This window comes from Nocardioides epinepheli (genome assembly GCF_037936805.1).
Taxonomy (GTDB): domain Bacteria; phylum Actinomycetota; class Actinomycetes; order Propionibacteriales; family Nocardioidaceae; genus Nocardioides.
In genome coordinates, this window is the sequence record NZ_JBBMMC010000018.1 from 47,187 (window position 1) to 64,824 (window position 17,638).

Sequence of the window (17,638 nt, forward strand, 5' to 3'; positions counted from 1 at the left end):
TGTCCTCTCGGCGTGATCGCTCTCGCAGATCAATCGTTATTGCATCTCTCATGCAATAACCCGAGTCTAGGCAGGGTCCTCCCGCGCCGGGAAGCCGGGGGCTACTGCCCGGCCTGGGGCGGACGCTTGTTGCGGTCCTTGAGCTTCTGCACCGCGGACTTGATCTTCGCCTGGTTCTGCGGCTTGCGCGCCTCACCGATCGCCTTCGCGGCGATCCCGGACGCGGCCAGCTTCTTGAAGATGCTCATGGGGAGAGGATAGTCAGCGGAAGTCGCGAGAGGACTGACGTGACTGGAGGACCGCCCCAGCGCCGGGAACGACGTCGTCGAGCGGGGAGACCCGGTCTGCGACCAGGTTCGTCACTCCCTCGGAGCGCTCCAGGATCCCGCGGACGACGACGGCGACCCGGTTGCGGGCGGCCTGGCGGTGGGTCCGCATCACTCCGGGCGAGCACACCACGTTGAGCATCCCGGTCTCGTCCTCGAGGTTGAGGAAGGTGACGCCCATGGCGGTGCCGGGGCGCTGACGGTGCGTGACCAGCCCTGCGACGTGCACCCGGCGCTGGGACTCCACCGCCTCCAGGTCGCCGATCGAGCGGATCCCGGCGCGGCGGATCTCCTCGCGCAGATGCGAGACGGGATGGCGCTCGGGCGAGATGCGGGTCGCCCACAGGTCGGCGAGGGTGAGGTCGACCTCGCTCATCCCCGGCAACGTCGGTGCGGCCGGTGCGGGGGTGGTGCCGGCGATCTGATCGCGCCGCTCGGCGAACCCCGCTGCCCACAAGGCCTGACGGCGGTCGAGCCCGAAGCACTCGAAGGCCCCCGCGGTGGCCAGTGCCTCCAGCTGAGAGGAGCTCAGGTCAGCACGGCGCGACAGGTCGGTGACATCGCCGAACGGCGCTTCGTCGCGCGCCGCCACGATCCGCTCGGCGACGTCGGTGCCGATCCCACGCACGGCGTCGAGCCCCAGGCGCACCGCCCACCGCTTGTCGCGGCGGTGGGCGCCGGTGGGGTCGGGAGTGCCCGGGCGCCACTCGACCCGCTCGAAGCGCGGTTGCAGACAGGCATCGAGGCCGGTCGGCCCCCGGTCGACGTCGGCGCCCTCACCTGGTGCCTCAGGCTCCAGCTCTGCCTGCGCCCCCGAACGCAGGACGTCGGGACGGCGCACGTCGACGCCGTGGCGCCGGGCGTCGCCTACCAGCGACTGCGGTGAGTAGAAGCCCATCGGCTGGTTGCGCAGCAGCCCGGCCAGGAACGCCGCCGGATAGTGCAGCTTGAACCACGAGGAGGCGTAGACGAGCAGGGCGAAGCTCAACGAGTGCGACTCGGCGAACCCGAAGTTCGCGAAGGAGAGGATCTTGGTGTAGATCCCGTCGGCCTTCTCCCCCACCAGCCCGCGGCGCGCCATCCCGGCGTACAGCTTCTCCTTGATCGACTCGATCCGCTCCACCCCTCGCTTGGAGCCCATCGCGCGGCGCAGCAGGTCGGCGTCGTCGCGCGAGCAGTCGCCGAGCGCCACCGCCATCGCCATCAGCTGCTCCTGGAACAGCGGCACGCCGCGGGTGCGCTCGAGAACCGGCACCAGATCGGGATGGTCGTAGACGACCTCCTCCTTGCCGGTGGCGCGACGCACGTAGGGATGGACGGCGCCGCCCTGGATCGGACCGGGCCGGATCAGGGCGATCTCGATGGCCAGGTCGTAGAACTCTCGCGGCCGCAGCCGCGGCAGGGTGCCGATCTGGGCACGGCTCTCGACCTGGAAGACCCCGATCGAGTCGGCGCGGCAGAGCATGTCGTAGACGGCCGGCTCCTCCTTGGGCATCGTCGCCAGCGTCCACGGCTCCCCCAGGCGCTCCTCGATCATCCGCATCATGTGATCAAGGGCCCCGAGCATCCCCAGCCCCAGCAGGTCGAACTTCACCAGCCCCATCGACTCGCAGGCGTCCTTGTCCCACTGCAAGACGGTGCGCCGGTCCATCCTGGCCCGCTCGATCGGGCACACCTCGCCGATCGGCCGCTCGGTGAGCACCATCCCGCCGGAGTGGATGCCCAGGTGGCGTGGGGCGCCGAGCAGTTCGTCGGCGAGCGCCAGCACCGGCGCCGGCACGTCGACGGCCTCGGCGCCACCATCGCCGACCACCGCGGCCGACCAGCCGTCGATCTGCTTGGACCAGGCATCCTGCTGCCCCTGGGAGTGACCGAGCGCCTTGGCGGCGTCGCGGACCGCCATCCGGGGGCGGTAGCCGATCACGTTGGCGACCTGGGCGGCGTTGCGACGGCCGTAGGTGTCATAGACCCACTGGATGACCTCCTCCCGGCGGTCGGAGTCGAAGTCGACGTCGATGTCGGGCTCCTCGTCGCGGTGGGCGGAGATGAACCGCTCGAACGGCAGGCGGTAGAAGACCGGGTCGACGGCGGTGATGCCCAGCGCGTAGCAGACCGCCGAGCTGGCCGCCGATCCCCTGCCCTGGCACAGGATCCTGCGCTTGCGGGCGAAGTCGACGATGTCGTGGACGATGACGAAGTAGCCGGCGAAGTCCTTCTCGGCGATCACCCGGAGCTCGTGCTCGAGCCGCGCCCGGGCCGCGGTCTCCTGCGGGGTGCCGGCGTAGCGCTCCTCGAAGCCGGCCAGGGAGAGCTCGCGCAGCCACGAGTCGGCGGTGTGCCCCTCGGGGATCCGGTGCTTGGGCAGCGACGGGGAGGCCTTGCGCAGGTCGAAGGCGAGCTCGTCGGCCAGGGACACGCTCCGAGCGACGGCGTCGGGATGGTCGGCCAGTGCCCGGGCCATCTCCGCCCCGCTGCGCAGATGCGCGGAGGCCGAGAGGTCGAGCCAGCCGTCGAGCTCGGCGAGGCTGCGCCTGGCGCGCACGGCGGCCATCGCCGAGGCGAGCCGGTGCCGCGCAGGTGTGGCGTGATGGACGTTGCCGGCCGCGACGACGTCGAGACCATGAGTCCGGGCCAACGCGGCGAGCGCGGCGTTGGTCTCCCCCGCACCCGGTCGCGGGGACAGCTCGACGAGGACGTGCTCGAGCCCGAAGAGCGCGGTGAGCCGGTCGAGCTCCGCCGCGGCGGCGCGGGGGCCACCGCGATCGAGAGCGGTGCGGATCGCTCCCTTGCGGCAGCCGGTGAGGATCGTCCAGTGCCCGCGGCCGATCTCGCCGAGTGCGGCGAGGTCGTAGACCGGCCGGCCCTTCTCATCGCCGGCCAGATGCGCCTCGGTGAGCGCCGAGGCGAGCCGGTGATAGCCCTCGACGCCGCGGGCGAGCACCAGCAGGTGGGTGCCCTCCGGGTCGGGGACGCCGTTCTGCGGGCCGCTCAGCCCGAGCGACAGCTCCGCGCCGTAGACGGTGAGCAGATCGTGGTCGGCCGCCGCCTCGGCGAGCATCGGGGCACCGTAGAAGCCGTCGTGGTCGGTGATCGCCAGCGCGTGCAGCCCCAGGCGCACCGCCTCCTCGACCAGGTCGGCCGGCGAGCTGGCGCCGTCGAGGAAGCTGTAATGGCTGTGGCAGTGCAGCTCGGCGTAGGGCGTGACGTCGGCGGGCCGCTCGATCGAGCGTCGGTTCGGCCGCGCCTTCTTGCGTCGCGAGATCGGTGCGTCCTCGGCGCCGCCGCGTCGCGGCTGACCGCTCAGCCGGCGTTCGAGCTCGGCCCAGGGCATCTCGGGGTTGTTCCAGCCCATCAGTCCCGGCCCATCAGTCGTAACCCGCCTCGACCGACCAGCCGTCCGCGCCGCACAGCAGCAGCCAGGCCTGTCCGTCGGCTCCGACCACCTGGAACCACGAGCGCAGCCCGGCACCGCCGGCCCACCAGGACTCATCCGCCGGCCACGGGCCGGCCCACGCCGCCACCGGCTGCCAGCCGGGACGCTGCCCTGCCCCCACGACCCGGAACCGGCGCGGCTCGGTGGTGACCGCCCCCCGCTCGGTGACCGAGACCACGTGGCCGACCTCGTCGACGACCTCTGCGCCGAGCGGGTCGGCGAAGACCCGCACCGGCGGCGGCCCAGGCACCCGGCCCGGCCACGGTCGGTCGCGCGGACGCAGCCCGACGGGACGCTCCCCCCACGGCACCGAGGTCTGCCGCGACGCCGGTCCGCGACCGCCCTGGAGGACCGGACGGCGCACGGCGTCGAAGCCGATCATCCCCTGGACCCGGGCGACCCCGCGCTCGACGAGGTCGTCGGAGCCACCGCCCCACAGTGCCTCGCCGTGCGCCGCGGCCGGCTCCACCGTCTCGGGCACGAACCGAACCCGCTCGATCGGCGCCCGGACGCCGCCTCCGCGTCCGGAGGTCTTGCGCGAACGCAGCCCGGCGTCGGGCTGGAGCTGCCAGTGCACCCGGTCGACCAGGTCGCGGGCGCCGAAGTAGCGCGGATGCAGCCAGGTGCGCGCCGAGACGATCGCACCGTCGGCCTCGGCCTCCACGCGGACGCCGGTGGCCACCAGCTGGCGTGAGCCGAGCTGGGTCACGAACCGCTCGGCGGTCGTGCGGACGCTGAAGGTCACCGCCTCGACCGACTCCAGCGGCGGCTCGAAGGCGACCTCCGCCTCTAGCTCGGGCGGCGGCGTGCGTGCGGCGAACACCGCCGCGTCCTCGCCGCGCGCCCGACGCCGCACGGTGGCGCCGTAGCGGCCGAGCCGGTGCTCGACGGCGTCGGCGGGCAGCGCGGCGAGGTCACCGAGGGTGGGCAGGCCGAGCCTCTTGAGCAGGCTCACGACCTCGCGGCCCTCGGGGCCGTCGGCCTCCAGGACGTCGACCGGCAGGCCGCGCAGGTAGGCCGCCGAGCCGCCCGGCGCGACGACCTCCCATCCCTGGAGCCGGGCGCGGCGCGCCGACTGCTCGGCGGTGAAGAGGTCGTCGGCGATCCCGATCCGCACATCCCAGACCGCGGACTCCACCAGCGCCTGGGACACCGTGGCCGCGGCGTTCTCCTCGGTGCCGAACCAGCTGCCCGGCGCCCGGACCGCAAGCAGCCCCGGTCGCAGCGCGGCCACGCCGGGGCGCAGGTCCTCCACGACGGCGAGCACCGGCTCGAACGCACGGGCGTCGCGGTCGGGGTTGTCGGCGAGCAGCACCAGCTCGGGGCAGCGCGCCTGGGCGTCGCGGCGACGCTGTCCGCGGCGGACCCCCTCGGCGCGGGCGGGCTGGTTGCAGGCCTCCACGATGTTCGCCGACAGCACCGCCGCCGACGTGTGCGCGGCGTGCTCTCCCTCGGCCAGCCCGGCGACGACCGGCCAGTCTGGGCACCACACGACCATCACCCGCATCGTGATCCTCCGGGTCGCACCGCGCTCATCCGGTGGCCTGCCGGATCACCTCGAGGTCGAGCACCTCGCCGGAATCCCCGGACTCACTGGGCTCCCCCACCGGCGCGAGCGCGACGTCGAGACCCGGAAGCCACAGATCTGCCCTGACCGGCGGGCGGGCGCCACGCCGGACGGCGACCCGGGCACGGCGTTCGCGCAGGCGCCCGCCGCCCGCGTCGGCACCGGACCAGTACGACTCCTCCATAGACAGCCTGGCCTCGCAGCGCGGCCACTCGCCCCACACGATCAGCGCCGAGGAGCGGTGCCGCAGCCGCGACTCCAAGATGCCGGCCGCCTTCTGGTCGACCCGCGCGGCAGGCGGCCGCAGGACGACCACGCGTAGCACGTCGATCAGTGCGGCGGTGACCTCCAGCCAGTGCTCACCCGGGTCGGGCACCAGCACCGTGCGGGAGAGCTCGACCCCGAGGTCTGCAGCCGCCTCGGCTCCGAAGTCGGGGCACCCGGCGAAGCCGACCCACTCACCTGCCTGCGAGGCCCCGGCGGCGAGGGCGAGACCGAGCGCCGCACTGTCGACGGAGTAGGCGGCGCCGGCGTACAGCGGGACGAGCTCGGCCAGCGCGGGAAGCGTGGCGATCGGCTGTCGTGCCGGCTGCCGTTCCATCGCCGCGACCTTCTCTCGCAGCTGCTCGAGGACCGAGCGAGAGGGATCGAGCGTGGACGTGAGGGGCACTCCGCCATGATCGAACACCTGTTCGAACAAATCAAGCGGAGGTGCAGGTGGACCGGTCTCGGAACCGGAGCGGTCTGGACCGCGTCCATCTTCCATGATCCATCGCTCGCGCAACGCCTCGGCCCCGGCACTCCTGTGCCTGCTCCTGCTCTCCGCCTGCGGCGGCGAGGGGGACGCGACCAGCGGTGACGACCGTCGTGATCGGGACGAATCACGTGTGCAGACCAGCGGCGACTTCGACCAGGTCGCCCTCGCGGTGAGCGTGGTCTCCGCCTTCCCCGATCCGGAGGTGCAGGAGGTCCCGACCCCGCCGTCGATCCGGATCACCGGCGACGGCTCCTTCCGCGCCTTCGACCACGTCGAGGGCGAGACCCGGCTGCTCACCGGGCAACTGGAGCAACCGGAGCTGAGCGACCTGCTCAGCGAGGCGGACGCCCTGGCCACCTCGGGATACGGCGACCCCGGACTCGACGGCAGCTTCACCACCGTGACTCTCGGCTCCGCCAGCGGCACGACACCGCGCGCGATCGAGGTGTGGGTGCCGGAGGCACAGGGCTACGAGGGCTCGGCCGCCGAGCGTCGCGGCGAGCTCGTCGCGTTCTTGGATCACGCCGCCGATGCCGTCCGCGAGGCCGGCCGGACCTGGGAGCCCGACCAGTGGTTCCTCATCAGCTCCGAGCAGTACGCGGGCCCCGGCGGGGAGCCGTTGCCCGTCTGGCCGCTCGACGACGTCGATCCACTCTCCGGCGAGGCCCTCTCGCACCGGCTCGGCTGCCAGGTGATCGACGCCGCCACCGCGAAGAGGGTCCGCGACGTGCTCGACACCCAGAGCTCCCCATCGGCTGGCCCATCTGGATGGACGATCGACGGTGTGCCCTACAGCCTTCGGATCGTCCCGGTCCTCACCAACGAGACCTGCGCCGAGCTCGAGCCGTACCGCTACCCGATCGAGTAGCGCTCACCTCTTGCGCCGCTCCCGCACCCGCTGGTTGATCACGATCGGGGTGCCGACGAAGCCGAACTCCTCGCGCAGCCGCCGCTCGATGAACCGCTCGTAGGATGCGTCGAGCTTCCCGGAGGTGAACAGCACGAACGTCGGCGGCTCGGTGCCCGCCTGGGTGCCGAACAGCACCTTGGGCTGCTTGCCGCTGCGGACCGGGTGCGGGTGCTCGGCGACGAGCCGGCCCAGGAAGGCGTTGAGGGCGCCGGTGCTGATCCGGGTCTCCCAGCCCTCCAGGGCCTTGTCGAGGGCGGGGACGAGGCGGTCGACGTGCCAGCCGGTGCGCGCGGTGATGTTGATCCGCGGCGCCCACTGCACCTGCACCAGGTCCCGCTCGATCTCGCGATCGAGGTAGTAGCGGCGCTCGTCGTCGACGAGGTCCCACTTGTTGAAGGCGATCACCAGCGCCCGTCCGGCCTCGCGCACGGTCTGGATGATCCGCAGGTCCTGCTCGGAGATCGACTCACCGCCGTCGATGACGAGGACGACCACCTCGGCCCGGTCGATGGCGGTGGTGGTGCGCAGCGAGGCGTAGTACTCGTGCCCGGACGCCTCCTTGACCCGCTTGCGGATGCCGGCGGTGTCGATGAAGCGCCAGGTGCGTCCGCCGAGCTCGATCAGCTCGTCGACCGGGTCGACGGTGGTGCCGGCGGCGTTGTCGACGACGACGCGCTCCTCCCCGGCGAGCTTGTTCAGCAGGGAGGACTTCCCGACGTTCGGCTTGCCGACGATCGCGACCCGGCGCGGGCCGCCGGGCTCCTTGTCACGCTCGGGCGGGGTCTCGGGCAGCGCGGCGAGGACGGCGTCGAGCAGGTCGCCCGATCCGCGGCCGTGCAGCGCCGAGACCGGCCACGGCTCCCCCAGCCCGAGGTTCCACAAGGAGTAGGCCTCGGCCTCGGTGCGCAGGTCGTCGACCTTGTTGGCCGCGAGCACCACCGGCTTGCCCGAGCGGCGCAGGATCTTGACGACCTCCTCGTCGGCGTCGGTGATGCCGACGGTCGCATCGACCACGAAGAGCACCGCGTCGGCCAGGGAGACCGCCACCTCGGCCTGGGCGGCGATACGCTGCGCGAGGCCGCGGGCATCGGGGTCCCAGCCGCCGGTGTCGACCACGGTGAACGCGCGTCCGTTCCAGTGGGCGTCGTAGGAGACCCGGTCGCGGGTGACGCCGGGGACGTCCTCGACGACCGCCTCGCGGCGTCCGATGATCCGGTTGACCAGCGTCGACTTGCCGACGTTGGGGCGGCCCACGACGGCCAGGATCGGCACCGGTCCGTCGGTCTCCTCGAGGGACCCGCCGTCGAAGGTGGGCTCCTCGCCCAGGTCGTGCTCGGTCATGCTGAACTCTCCGTGACGCCCCCGCCGGGGTCTGGTTCGCGCTGGTCCACAGGGAGCGGCCCGGGTAGAGAACGCCCGGTGCTGCGAATCGCTTCCTGAAGCTCGGCCCGCATCCGAGAGCGGAGCAGGCGTGAGGTCTTCGCGACATCCTCTCGCGTGCGCGGCCAGGGCACCGCATCGACGTCGATGGGCGCGCCGAGCACCAGGTCGATCCGTGCCTTGCGTGGCGGCAGGGACGAGCTGGCGCCACCGGGCTCGCGGGTGCCGAACATGAAGACCGGGACGACGGGCGCGCCGGTCACCATCGCGAGGTAGGCCGCGCCGCGGTGGAACCGGTCGAGGTCGCCGGCGCCGCGGGTGCCCTCGGGGAAGATCCCGACCACTCCGCCCTCGCGCAGCACCCTGAGCGCGGTGCGCACCGCGCGGGGGTCGGTGTGGAACCGGTCGAGCGGGATCTGCCCGGTCAGCCGGAGGAAGCCGCCGAGGAGGCCCTTGAACATCTCGATCTTGGTGAGCGCGTGGGCCGGACGCGGGGCGAAGATCGCCAGCAGCGGACCGTCGATCACCCCGATGTGGTTGGCGGCGAGCACGACCGGCCCCGTCGCCGGCATGTGCTCGGCGCCGAGCACGTGCACGTCGAAGCGACGCCGGATGAGCCACCTGGTCGTCGGGCGGCCGCCGTGCAGCAGCCAGCGCGTGGGGGTGCGCAGGTCGTCGGTGCGCGGCAGGTCCGCGCGCGCGGCCGACTCGCCCCTCATCGCGGGACGAGGCCGACGAGCAGGTCGATCACCTCGTCGAGGGTGCGCGTGGTGGTGTCGATCTCGACGGCGCCGTCGGCGCGCACCAGCGGTGCGGTCGCCCGGCCGGAGTCGATCCGGTCGCGGTCGCGGAGGATCTGCTCGGTCGCGGCGACGTCGCTGCCGCCCTCCTCGAGCGCCCGGCGCGCTGCCCGGGCGGCCGGGTCGGCGGTGAGGTAGACCTTCACCTCGGCCTGCGGCCACACCGTCGAGCCGATGTCGCGCCCCTCCACCACGATGCCCCCGGAGCCGATGATCTCGCGCTGCTGCTCCAGAAGCCTGCTGCGCACCGCGGGCACGGTGCTCACCGGCGAGACCGCCCGGTTCACCGCGTCGGTGCGGATCTGCACGCTCACGTCCTGGCCGTCCACCGCGATCGTCGGCCCGGTGGGGTCGGTGCCGGAGGCGAGCACCGGCTCCTCGGCCCGGGCCGCGATCGCCTCGGGATCGTGGACGTCGATGTCGTGCCGCAGCATCCACCAGGTGACCGCGCGGAACATCGCGCCGGTGTCGAGGTAGCGCAGCCCCAGGCGGGTCGCCACGCCCCGGCAGGTGCTCGACTTCCCCGATCCCGACGTCCCGTCGACGGCGATCACGATGGTGTCGAGCGATGCCTCATCCCCTGTCACGGGGCGTAATGCTACTGGTGCCGACCGGTGGGGCTACTGGTCGGGAACTGAGCGCACCCGGGTCAGGTCCGAGCGCAGCGCGGCGGCACCGTGCAGGTAGCAGTGGGTGATCTCGGCGCGCGGCAGGTCGGTCTCGACGTGCGCCATCATCCGCACCACCCGCGGCATGGAGCCCTCGATCTCCAGCTCGCGCGCGCAGATCAGCGGCACCTCGCCGAACCCGAGCTGCCGCGCGGCGTAGGCCGGGAACTCGCTGTGCAGGTCGCCGGTGGCGGTGAAGATGACCGAGATGAAGTCATCGACCCCCAGTCCGTTGGACGTCATCACGTCCAGCACCATCTCCGAGACCCGCTCCAGCATCTGGTCCCGGTCGTCGACGTCGAGCTGAGTCGCTCCTCGCACCGCACGCACTGCCATGGCTCCCACCCTAGTGAGCCCCGGCTCCGGCTCGCCTGGCCGCCCGGCTTGTTACTGACCGTTGCGACTTGTTACTGACCGTTGTGACCTCTGACCTGCGCTTACAAGAGCAGGTCAGAGGTCACAACGGTCAGTAACATGCCGCCGCCTGCCGCCGCCAGCAGCCCACGCCCCAGACAACCCTCCTCACCCACCCGGACCAGTACCGTGCGAGCCATGGACGACGGCGACGACAGCGCGGAGCTCGGCGGGTACATCGAGGTGTGGTGGCGCGGGATCGACGACTTCACCTCCCTGCTCGAGAAGCTGGGCCCGGAGGAGTGGAGCGCGGCCACCGACCTGGAGGGCTGGACCGTGCGCGACGTGGCGGCCCACATCGCCCATCTGGAGGCGCTTCTGGCCGGGACGCCCCACGACGACCAGGTGGACGTCGGGGAGCCGGCCCACGTGCGCAATCCGATGGGCACCTTCACCGAGCAGGGCGTGGCGGCCCGCCGCGAGCGAACCGGTGCCGAGCTGGTCGCCGAGATCCGGGACGCGGCGGGCGCACGCCACCGCGATCTGCTGGCCACGCCGCCCACCGACGCCGCGGCACCCGCAGCCGGAGCCTTCGGCGCCCTCGGCTGGGACACGCGCACCCTGCTCAGCAACCGCCCGGTCGACCTGTGGATGCACGAGCAGGACGTCCGGCGCGCCGTCGGCCGCGCCGGAGGGCTGGACTCCCCCGGCGCCGAGCACACCACGCGCGTCTTCCTGCGCAGCCTGCCGGTCGTGGTCGGCAAGCGGGTGGCTCCCCCGCCCGGCACGACGGTCGTCCTCGACGTCGAGGGCGCGGCACCGGTCGCGGTGGAGGTCGGCGCCGACGGCCGCGCCGCCGTCGTGGAGGCCCCCGCCGACCCGACCACGCGCATCCGGCTCACCCGCGAGGCGCACGCGATCCTCGCCGGCGGACGCCGTCCGGCCGACCAGGTCGCACAGACCAGCGACGTCGTGATCGAGGGCGATCAGGACCTGGCCCGGGCGGTCCTGGACAAGTTGGCCGTGACGCCCTGAGACGACCGGCTCACCCCGGCTGGTAGCTCCCGAACGACCACAGGTTGCCCTCCGGGTCGCGCACGCTGCCGCCGCGACCGCCGTAGTCCTGGTCCTTCACCGCTTGGACGACGCTCGCCCCGGCCGCGACCGCGCGCTCGACCACGTCGTCGGGGTCCTCGACCACGAGGTAGGCCGACGAGGCGCCCGGCTCGGTGGCGAAGGCGTCGTCGCGGGCGACGCCGAACATAATGCCGCCGCCGTCCCAGACCCATTCGGCGTGGACGACGGCGCCGGAGTCGTCGCGGTAGGTGGCGTGCTCGCGGAAGCCGATCGTGCTCAACCAGTCGGTCATCGCGTCGACATCACGGAAGGTCATCGAAGGCCAGTGCTTGATGTGGGAGACGTTCATCGACCCAATGTCACTCACCCGCGCCCCCGGCCGCTAGGACGAATGGGAACTCTCGGCTCAGCCAGCGGCGCGGACTGCACCCCGCCAGGTCCCGCCAGTCACGGGCCAGGTGGGACTGGTCCGTGTAGCCGCACCGAGCGGCGACCTCGGCCAACCGGACGCCCCGCTTGACCAGCGCATGGCTGCGCTCGAAGCGGGCCAGGCGGGCGTAGGTCTTGGGGCTCACTCCCGCCTCCGCCCGCACGAGCGCGGTGAGATGGCGGCGGCTGTAGCCGACCTCGTCCGCGACGTCGGCGACCGCCATACCCGCCGCGAGGCAGCGGAAGGCGTGACCAACCTCGGCGCGGGGCACGGCCGCGCCGGCGCCCGCTCGACTCGCCAGCGCGGCGAGGAGCGCATCGGCCACCAGGCTCTCCCACCGCTGCGGCGCCGCCTCGGCCAGCCGCGCCGGCAGTTCGCGCAACACCGGGTCGACGTCGGCGGCGTCGGCCACGACACCGGCCAGGGCGGACGCCGGCAGCCCGAGCAGCGCCCGCGCACCGGCCACGCTCAACGACACCTGCACACCCCGCTGGCGGCCACCGTGGTGGATCTGCGCCGGCAGGTCGTGGAGTCCGGCGAGTCCGCCCCAGTGGCTGGTGCGGGTCGCGGGGCGTCCGGCCCAGCCCACCTGCAGCGGCTCGTCGACCGAGAGGATCAGGGTCAGGCTCGTCGACGGCATTCCGGTGTGCACCCCCGGGTCGCCCACGACGTCGTAGGCACGGAGGCTGACCACCCCGGGCGGGAGCATCGGTCCAGACTACGCAGTCAGCGCCGCCACCGCGGAGGCGAAGACCTCGGTGTGCCGGTCGACGTCCGCTTCGGTGTGGGCCGGGCAGAACAGCGCCATGTTGTGGAACGGCGTCATCAGCACGCCCCGGTTCAGCGCCCACAGGTGGAAGAAGCCCTCCAGGTCCTCATCGACCGCCGCGGCCGCCTCGGCGCCGGTGCGTGGCGGCGGGCAGAACCAGTACTCGGCGCGGCAGCCCAGCGACTGCACGTGCCAGGGCAGGTCGTGCTCGGCGATCACCGCGGCGACGCCGTCGGTGAACCGCTCGGCGAGCGGGATCGCGACGGCGAAGTCCTCCGCGCGCAGGGCGTGCGACAGCGTGGCGCGGACCGCGGCCGTGGCCAGCGCGTTCCCGGTGAGGGTGCCGCCGACGCCGGCGACGTCGATCTCGTGGCCCAGCATCGGCCCGCGCAGTCGCTCGGCGACCTCGGCGCTCATCCCGTAGGCCGCCACGGGGATGCCGCCGCCGATCGGCTTGCCGACCACGAGCAGGTCGGGGTCGAGTCCCCACGCAGCGGTGGCGCCGCCCGGTCCGGCACACAGGGTGTGGGTCTCGTCGATGACCAGCAGGACGCCGTGCTTGCGCGTGATCTCCCGGACGGCGGCGAGGTAGCCGTCGTCGGGCAGCACGATCCCGATGTTGGTCAGAGCCGGCTCCATCAGCAGGCACGCGACGTCGCCGTGGGCCAGCGCGGCCTCCAGCGCGTCGAGATCGTTGAAGGGCACGACCCGTGTGGTGAGCGCGACGTCGACCTGCGGTCCGAGGGCGCCGGGGCGTGGCCGCACCTCGCCGTCCTCCAGCACGGCGAGGGTCTCGTCGACCGTGCCGTGGTAGCACCAGTCCATCACCGCGATCTTGGGCCGCCCGGTGAGATGCCGGGCGAAGCGGAGGACGAACCGGTTGGCGTCGGTGGCCGACATCGCCAGCTGCCACGCGGGCAGTCCGAACCGGCGCGCGAGCTCCTCGGCCACCCACGCGGCGTCGGCCGACGGCAGCATCGTGGTGATTCCCGATGCCGCCCGGTCGCGCACCGCCTCGGTCACCGGCGCGAGTGCGTGGCCGGTCATCGCACCGGTGTCGCCCAGGCACAGGTCGACGTACTCGAGTCCGTCGACGTCGGTGAACCGGGCGCCGCCGGCGGACTCGAAGAACACCGGGAACGATCCGGGCCAGCGGGTCATCCACGGCATCGGGACCCCGGCCAGCAGATGCTCGGACGCCTGCTGCGACAGGGCGGCCGAGCGCGGGTGCAGCTCGGCGAACCGGTTCTCCTCGGCGGCCCGGAACTCGGCCAGGCGGGTGCGGTCGATCATCACCGGATCATGGCAGCCCGGTCGCGGTCGGGCGAGGGCGCCAGGCCGGATCGTCCTACATGCGGACGCTGTCGAGCAGCGCACCCAGCTCGTCGGAGGTCAGCTCGCGCAGCTCGCCGGAGGGCAGACTGCCCAGTCGCACCGGCCCGAGCTGGATCCGGCTGAGCTTGCGTACCGGGTGTCCGAGGTGGTCGAGCAGGCGCCGCACGATGCGATTGCGGCCCTCGTGGATGGTCAGCTCGACGATCGACTTGGCGGGTTGCGCGGCGAGGATCCGGGCCTGCGTGGGGTGCACCGGTCCGTCGTCGAGCTCGACCCCGGCGAGCAGGGTCGCCACGGTCTCCTTGGTCACCCGGCCGTCGACCTCGGCGACGTAGGTCTTGTCCACCTCGTAGGAGGGGTGGGCCATCTTGTGCGCGAAGTCGCCGTCGTTGGTCAGCAGCAGCAGCCCGGAGGTGTCGGTGTCGAGGCGGCCGACGTGGAAGAGCCGCTCGGGTCGCTCGGCGACGAAGCGCTCCAACGTCGGGCGGCCCTCGGGGTCTGACATGGTCGAGACGACGCCGCGCGGCTTGTGCAGCACCAGGTAGACGTGCTCGGAGACCGGTGGCAGCCGCTGCCCGGACACCCGGATGACGGCGGTGCGCGGGTCGACCTTGGTGCCGAGCCGGGTGACGATCTCGCCGTCGACCTCGACCTCGCCGTCGAGCATGAGCTCCTCGCACTTGCGGCGCGAGGCCACTCCCGACTGCGCCAGCAGCTTCTGCAGCCGGATCAGGCCGTCGTCGTCGGTGGCGACCTCCCTCATTCGTCGTCCTCCGGCTGCGCTGGGGTCACGACGTCCGCGGGACTCTCCTCGGCGGCACTCTCCTCGGCAGGGCCGGCCTCGGGGCCGGACTCGGCGCTCTCCCCGGCGGGAGCCGTTTCGGCGGCAGGCTCGACAGCAGTGGGAGAGGTGGCCGGAGGCGCGCCGAGCAATTCGGACAGCTCGTCGTCGAGGTCGTCCATCTCGGGCAGATAGGGCGCCAGCTCGGGCAGCTCGTCGAGCGAGGTGACGCCGATCCGCTCGAGGAAGTAGCCGGTCGTGCGGTAGAGCGTGGCTCCGTGCTCGCCGTCGCGGCCGGCCTCCTCGACCAGGCCGCGCGAGAGCAGGGTGCGCATCACCCCGTCGACGTTGACGCCGCGGATCGCCGAGACGCGGGCCCGGGTGACCGGCTGCTTGTAGGCGACCACGGCGAGGGTCTCCAGCGCGGCCTGGGTCAGCCGCGCCTGCTGACCTTCGAGGACGAAGCCCTCCACGACGGGGGCATAGGCCTCGCGGGTGTAGTAGCGCCAGCCACCGGCCACGTTGCGCAGCTCGAAGCCGCGGTCCTGCTCGTCGTACTCGGCGGCCAGGACGGCCAGCGCGGCGGCGACCTCCTCGGCCGGGTACCCGACGGCGGTGGCCAGGGTGGTCTCGTCGAGCGGCTGGTCGGCCACCATCAGCACGGCCTCCAGCGACGGGCTCAGCGCGGCCACGGGCACCGAGAGCAGGGCGACGTCGTCGGTCGGCTCGGGCTCGGCCGCGGGGACGGCCTCGGGGACCTCGGTGGGCTCGGGCAGGTCGGTCATGGGCTCTCCTCAGCGGGCGGGGCCGGCAGCGGCGTCCCCTCGAACTCGTCGATCTCGATCTCGAAGTCGTCCTCGGTCTCATCGCCGGTCCAGCGCACGGTGAGCTCGCCGAGCGCCTGCACCTGGTCGAAGGCGACCGCGCCCTCGCGGAACAGCTCGAGCAGCGCGAGGAAGCGGGCGACGGTGGTGAGGGTGTCGGGCGAGTCGCCGCACAGCGCCCGGAACGTCATCGTCCCGCCGCGGCGCAGCCGGTCGACCACGACGCCGGCCTGCTCGCGCACCGAGACGGTCGGGGCGTGGATGTGGTGCAGGGTCAGCTCGGGCTCGGCCTTGGGCTCCAGCGCCTTCGCGGCGAGCCCGGCGAACTGCTCCAGCCCGATGCCGATGAGCACCTCGGGCAGCAGGCCCGCGAACCGCTCCTCGAGACCTACCGCGCGCGGATGCCGTCGCGACTCGCCGTCCAGGCGCCCCTCGAACACCGCGGCGACCTGCTTGAACGCCTTGTACTGCAGCAGCCGTGCGAAGAGCAGGTCGCGGGCCTCGAGCAGCGCGAGGTCCTCCTCGTCCTCGACGTCGCCCTGCGGCAGCAGCCGCGCCGCCTTGAGGTCGAGCAGGGTCGCGGCGACCAGCAGGAACGAGGTCGTCTGCTCCAGGTCCCACGGTGCCGGGTTCTCCGGCGAGCCGCCGGCCTTCACATGGGCGATGAACTCGTCGGTCACCTTCGACAGCGCGACCTCGGTGATGTCGAGCTTGTGCTTGGCGATCAGGCTCAACAGCAGGTCGAAGGGACCCTCGAAGTTGTCCAGGCGCAACGAGAACGTCGGTGTGCCCGGCTCCTCGCCGGCGCCGGTGCCGAGGTCGGTCGCGGTCACCGCTCGAGGAGGCCGCGCACGAGCATGCTGTCCTCGCCGTTCTCGTGGAAGTCGGCCAGGACGGCGTCGATCGCCTCCCGGATGATCCGACCGCGGTCGGCCGAGATGCCGTGCTCGGCACGCAGCTCGAGGCGGGTGCGCTCGAGGTCGAGCAGCTCCTCGGCGGTGACGTAGACGGTCACCTTCTCGTCGTGCTTGACCCGCCCGCTGGCGCCCTTCTTCGGCGCCTCGGTCTCGGGCGCGGCGTCCGGGACGGCCCGTACCGACCCCTGCGGCTTCCCCTCCGCAGGGTCGGCGCCGGCGTCCGGCGCGATCGTGGGCCGGAACAGGTCGTCGGCGGCCGGCAGGCTCACTCGTCGGGCCATCGGGCAAGCACCTCCTTGGCGAGCTGGCGGTAGGAGTCGGCGCCGGGCGAGGAGCTGGCGTAGGTGGTGATCGGCTCGCCCGCGACCGTGGAGTCGGAGAACTTCACGGTGCGCCGGATGACGGTGTGGAAGACGGTGTCGCCCCACGCCTGCACCAGTCGCTCCATCACCTCGCGGCTGTGCAGGGTGCGCCCGTCGAACATGGTGCCCAGCACGCCGTCGATCTCCAGCTTGGGGTTCAACCGCTCACGGACCTTGTCGATGGTCGTCTTGAGCAGGGCCACCCCGCGCAGCGCGAAGTACTCGCACTCCAGCGGCACGATCACGCCGTCGGAGGCGGTGAGCGCGTTGACGGTGAGCAGGCCGAGGGAGGGCTGGCAGTCGATGAGGATGACGTCGTACTGCGAGAGCGCCGGGGCCAGGACTCGCTGGAGGGTCTGCTCGCGGGCCACCTCGTGCACCAGCTGAACCTCGGCCGCGGAGAGGTCGATGTTGGAGGGCAGCAGGTCCATCCCGGGGATGCCGGAGGGCACCACGACCTCGTCGAGGGTGACGTCGCGCTGCATGAGGAGGTTGTAGACCGTTAGGTCCATCTCGTGCGGGTTCAGGCCGAGACCGACCGACAGCGAGCCCTGCGGGTCGAAGTCGACCAGCAGCACCTTGCGGCCGTACTCGGCCAACGAGGCGCCCAGGTTGATCGTGGTCGTCGTCTTGCCGACGCCGCCCTTCTGGTTGCACATCGACACCACCCGCGCCGCGTGCCGCTCCCCCACCGGCGGCGGCTCGGCGAAGACCGGCAACGGCCGTCCGGTCGGACCGAGCTCGACCTCGGCCGGCTTCCCCACCGGCCCGGTCTGGCCAGCGGTCTGGCTCGGGGTCTCGTGCGCGGTCGTGGGCCGCTCGAACGGCAACGTCGCGGCGACGGCCGCCTCGGCCGACTCACCCGGGTCGGGCCGCTGCGGCACGGGCACCGGCGCCCGCGGTGGCATCGCCGGCGTACCCGCGAACGATCCGTCAGTCATGGGCTGG

18 protein-coding genes are annotated in these 17,638 nt (G+C 72.7%); 2 read left to right on the top strand and 16 right to left on the bottom strand.

Features of this window, described 5'->3' with window-relative positions:
• Positions 1–101: 101 nt before the first annotated feature.
• The 4 genes from WMR31_RS19900 to imuA' are packed head-to-tail and all read right to left on the bottom strand — an operon-like array spanning position 102 to position 5,996.
• Positions 102–248, bottom strand: a complete 147-nt coding sequence (locus tag WMR31_RS19900) for a hypothetical protein (protein ID WP_340540640.1) — start codon at positions 246–248, stop codon at positions 102–104.
• A 13-nt stretch (positions 249–261) separates the two neighbouring features.
• The gene (locus WMR31_RS19905) at positions 262–3,678 is read right to left on the bottom strand and encodes an error-prone DNA polymerase (protein ID WP_340540641.1); all 3,417 of its coding nucleotides are present in this window, start codon (positions 3,676–3,678) and stop codon (positions 262–264) included.
• Between the two features lie 13 nt (positions 3,679–3,691).
• The gene (locus WMR31_RS19910) at positions 3,692–5,266 is read right to left on the bottom strand and encodes a Y-family DNA polymerase (RefSeq protein ID WP_340540642.1); all 1,575 of its coding nucleotides are present in this window, start codon (positions 5,264–5,266) and stop codon (positions 3,692–3,694) included.
• Positions 5,267–5,291: 25 nt separating this feature from the next.
• Positions 5,292–5,996, bottom strand: coding sequence for a DnaE2-dependent mutagenesis accessory factor ImuA' (gene imuA', locus WMR31_RS19915; protein WP_340540643.1), 705 nt, complete (start codon positions 5,994–5,996; stop codon positions 5,292–5,294).
• 94 nt (positions 5,997–6,090) lie between these two features.
• On the opposite strand from imuA', the gene WMR31_RS19920 reads away from it, so the two are divergent.
• Entirely contained in the window at positions 6,091–6,951 is an 861-nt protein-coding gene (locus WMR31_RS19920; protein WP_340540644.1) for a hypothetical protein, read from the top strand.
• Between the two features lie 3 nt (positions 6,952–6,954).
• On the opposite strand, the gene der is transcribed toward WMR31_RS19920, so the two are convergent.
• From der to aroH, 4 genes are read right to left on the bottom strand one after another with little or no spacing between them, the layout of a single operon-like run.
• Positions 6,955–8,334: a ribosome biogenesis GTPase Der gene (gene der, locus WMR31_RS19925; RefSeq protein ID WP_340540645.1), complete on the bottom strand. Its 1,380-nt coding sequence runs from the start codon at positions 8,332–8,334 to the stop codon at positions 6,955–6,957.
• Positions 8,331–9,092: a lysophospholipid acyltransferase family protein gene (locus tag WMR31_RS19930; protein WP_340540646.1), complete on the bottom strand. Its 762-nt coding sequence runs from the start codon at positions 9,090–9,092 to the stop codon at positions 8,331–8,333. Before WMR31_RS19930 ends, der begins: the two co-directional genes overlap by 4 nt.
• Positions 9,089–9,760 (bottom strand): (d)CMP kinase, encoded by a 672-nt coding sequence (gene cmk / locus WMR31_RS19935; protein WP_340540647.1) that lies wholly within the window; start codon positions 9,758–9,760, stop codon positions 9,089–9,091. The genes WMR31_RS19930 and cmk overlap by 4 nt, the downstream gene beginning before the upstream one ends.
• A gap of 33 nt (positions 9,761–9,793) precedes the next feature.
• Positions 9,794–10,177 carry a chorismate mutase gene (gene aroH, locus WMR31_RS19940; RefSeq protein ID WP_340540648.1) on the bottom strand — a complete coding sequence of 128 codons (384 nt, stop codon included), beginning with the start codon at positions 10,175–10,177 and terminating at the stop codon, positions 9,794–9,796.
• Between the two features lie 216 nt (positions 10,178–10,393).
• On the opposite strand from aroH, the gene WMR31_RS19945 reads away from it, so the two are divergent.
• Positions 10,394–11,230, top strand: coding sequence for a maleylpyruvate isomerase family mycothiol-dependent enzyme (locus WMR31_RS19945; RefSeq protein ID WP_340540649.1), 837 nt, complete (start codon positions 10,394–10,396; stop codon positions 11,228–11,230).
• A gap of 10 nt (positions 11,231–11,240) precedes the next feature.
• On the opposite strand, the gene WMR31_RS19950 is transcribed toward WMR31_RS19945, so the two are convergent.
• From WMR31_RS19950 to WMR31_RS19985, 8 genes are read right to left on the bottom strand one after another with little or no spacing between them, the layout of a single operon-like run.
• Positions 11,241–11,621, bottom strand: coding sequence for a VOC family protein (locus WMR31_RS19950; protein ID WP_340540650.1), 381 nt, complete (start codon positions 11,619–11,621; stop codon positions 11,241–11,243).
• Positions 11,622–11,631: 10 nt separating this feature from the next.
• A complete protein-coding gene (locus tag WMR31_RS19955; protein ID WP_340540651.1) occupies positions 11,632–12,411 on the bottom strand; it encodes a helix-turn-helix transcriptional regulator in 780 nt (259 codons plus the stop codon).
• A gap of 9 nt (positions 12,412–12,420) precedes the next feature.
• A complete protein-coding gene (locus WMR31_RS19960) occupies positions 12,421–13,764 on the bottom strand; it encodes an aspartate aminotransferase family protein (protein ID WP_340540652.1) in 1,344 nt (447 codons plus the stop codon).
• A gap of 55 nt (positions 13,765–13,819) precedes the next feature.
• Complete coding sequence (locus WMR31_RS19965) at positions 13,820–14,569, bottom strand: pseudouridine synthase (protein WP_340540653.1); 750 nt, start codon at positions 14,567–14,569, stop codon at positions 13,820–13,822.
• Positions 14,566–15,372, bottom strand: a complete 807-nt coding sequence (gene scpB / locus WMR31_RS19970; protein WP_340540654.1) for an SMC-Scp complex subunit ScpB — start codon at positions 15,370–15,372, stop codon at positions 14,566–14,568. The genes WMR31_RS19965 and scpB overlap by 4 nt, the downstream gene beginning before the upstream one ends.
• Positions 15,369–16,244 carry a segregation and condensation protein A gene (locus WMR31_RS19975; protein ID WP_340540655.1) on the bottom strand — a complete coding sequence of 292 codons (876 nt, stop codon included), beginning with the start codon at positions 16,242–16,244 and terminating at the stop codon, positions 15,369–15,371. The genes scpB and WMR31_RS19975 overlap by 4 nt, the downstream gene beginning before the upstream one ends.
• The gene (locus WMR31_RS19980) at positions 16,241–16,609 is read right to left on the bottom strand and encodes a hypothetical protein (RefSeq protein ID WP_340540656.1); all 369 of its coding nucleotides are present in this window, start codon (positions 16,607–16,609) and stop codon (positions 16,241–16,243) included. Before WMR31_RS19980 ends, WMR31_RS19975 begins: the two co-directional genes overlap by 4 nt.
• On the bottom strand, positions 16,594–17,631 hold the full coding sequence (locus WMR31_RS19985) for a ParA family protein (protein WP_340540657.1): 1,038 nt from the start codon (positions 17,629–17,631) through the stop codon (positions 16,594–16,596). The genes WMR31_RS19980 and WMR31_RS19985 overlap by 16 nt, the downstream gene beginning before the upstream one ends.
• Positions 17,632–17,638: the final 7 nt, after the last annotated feature.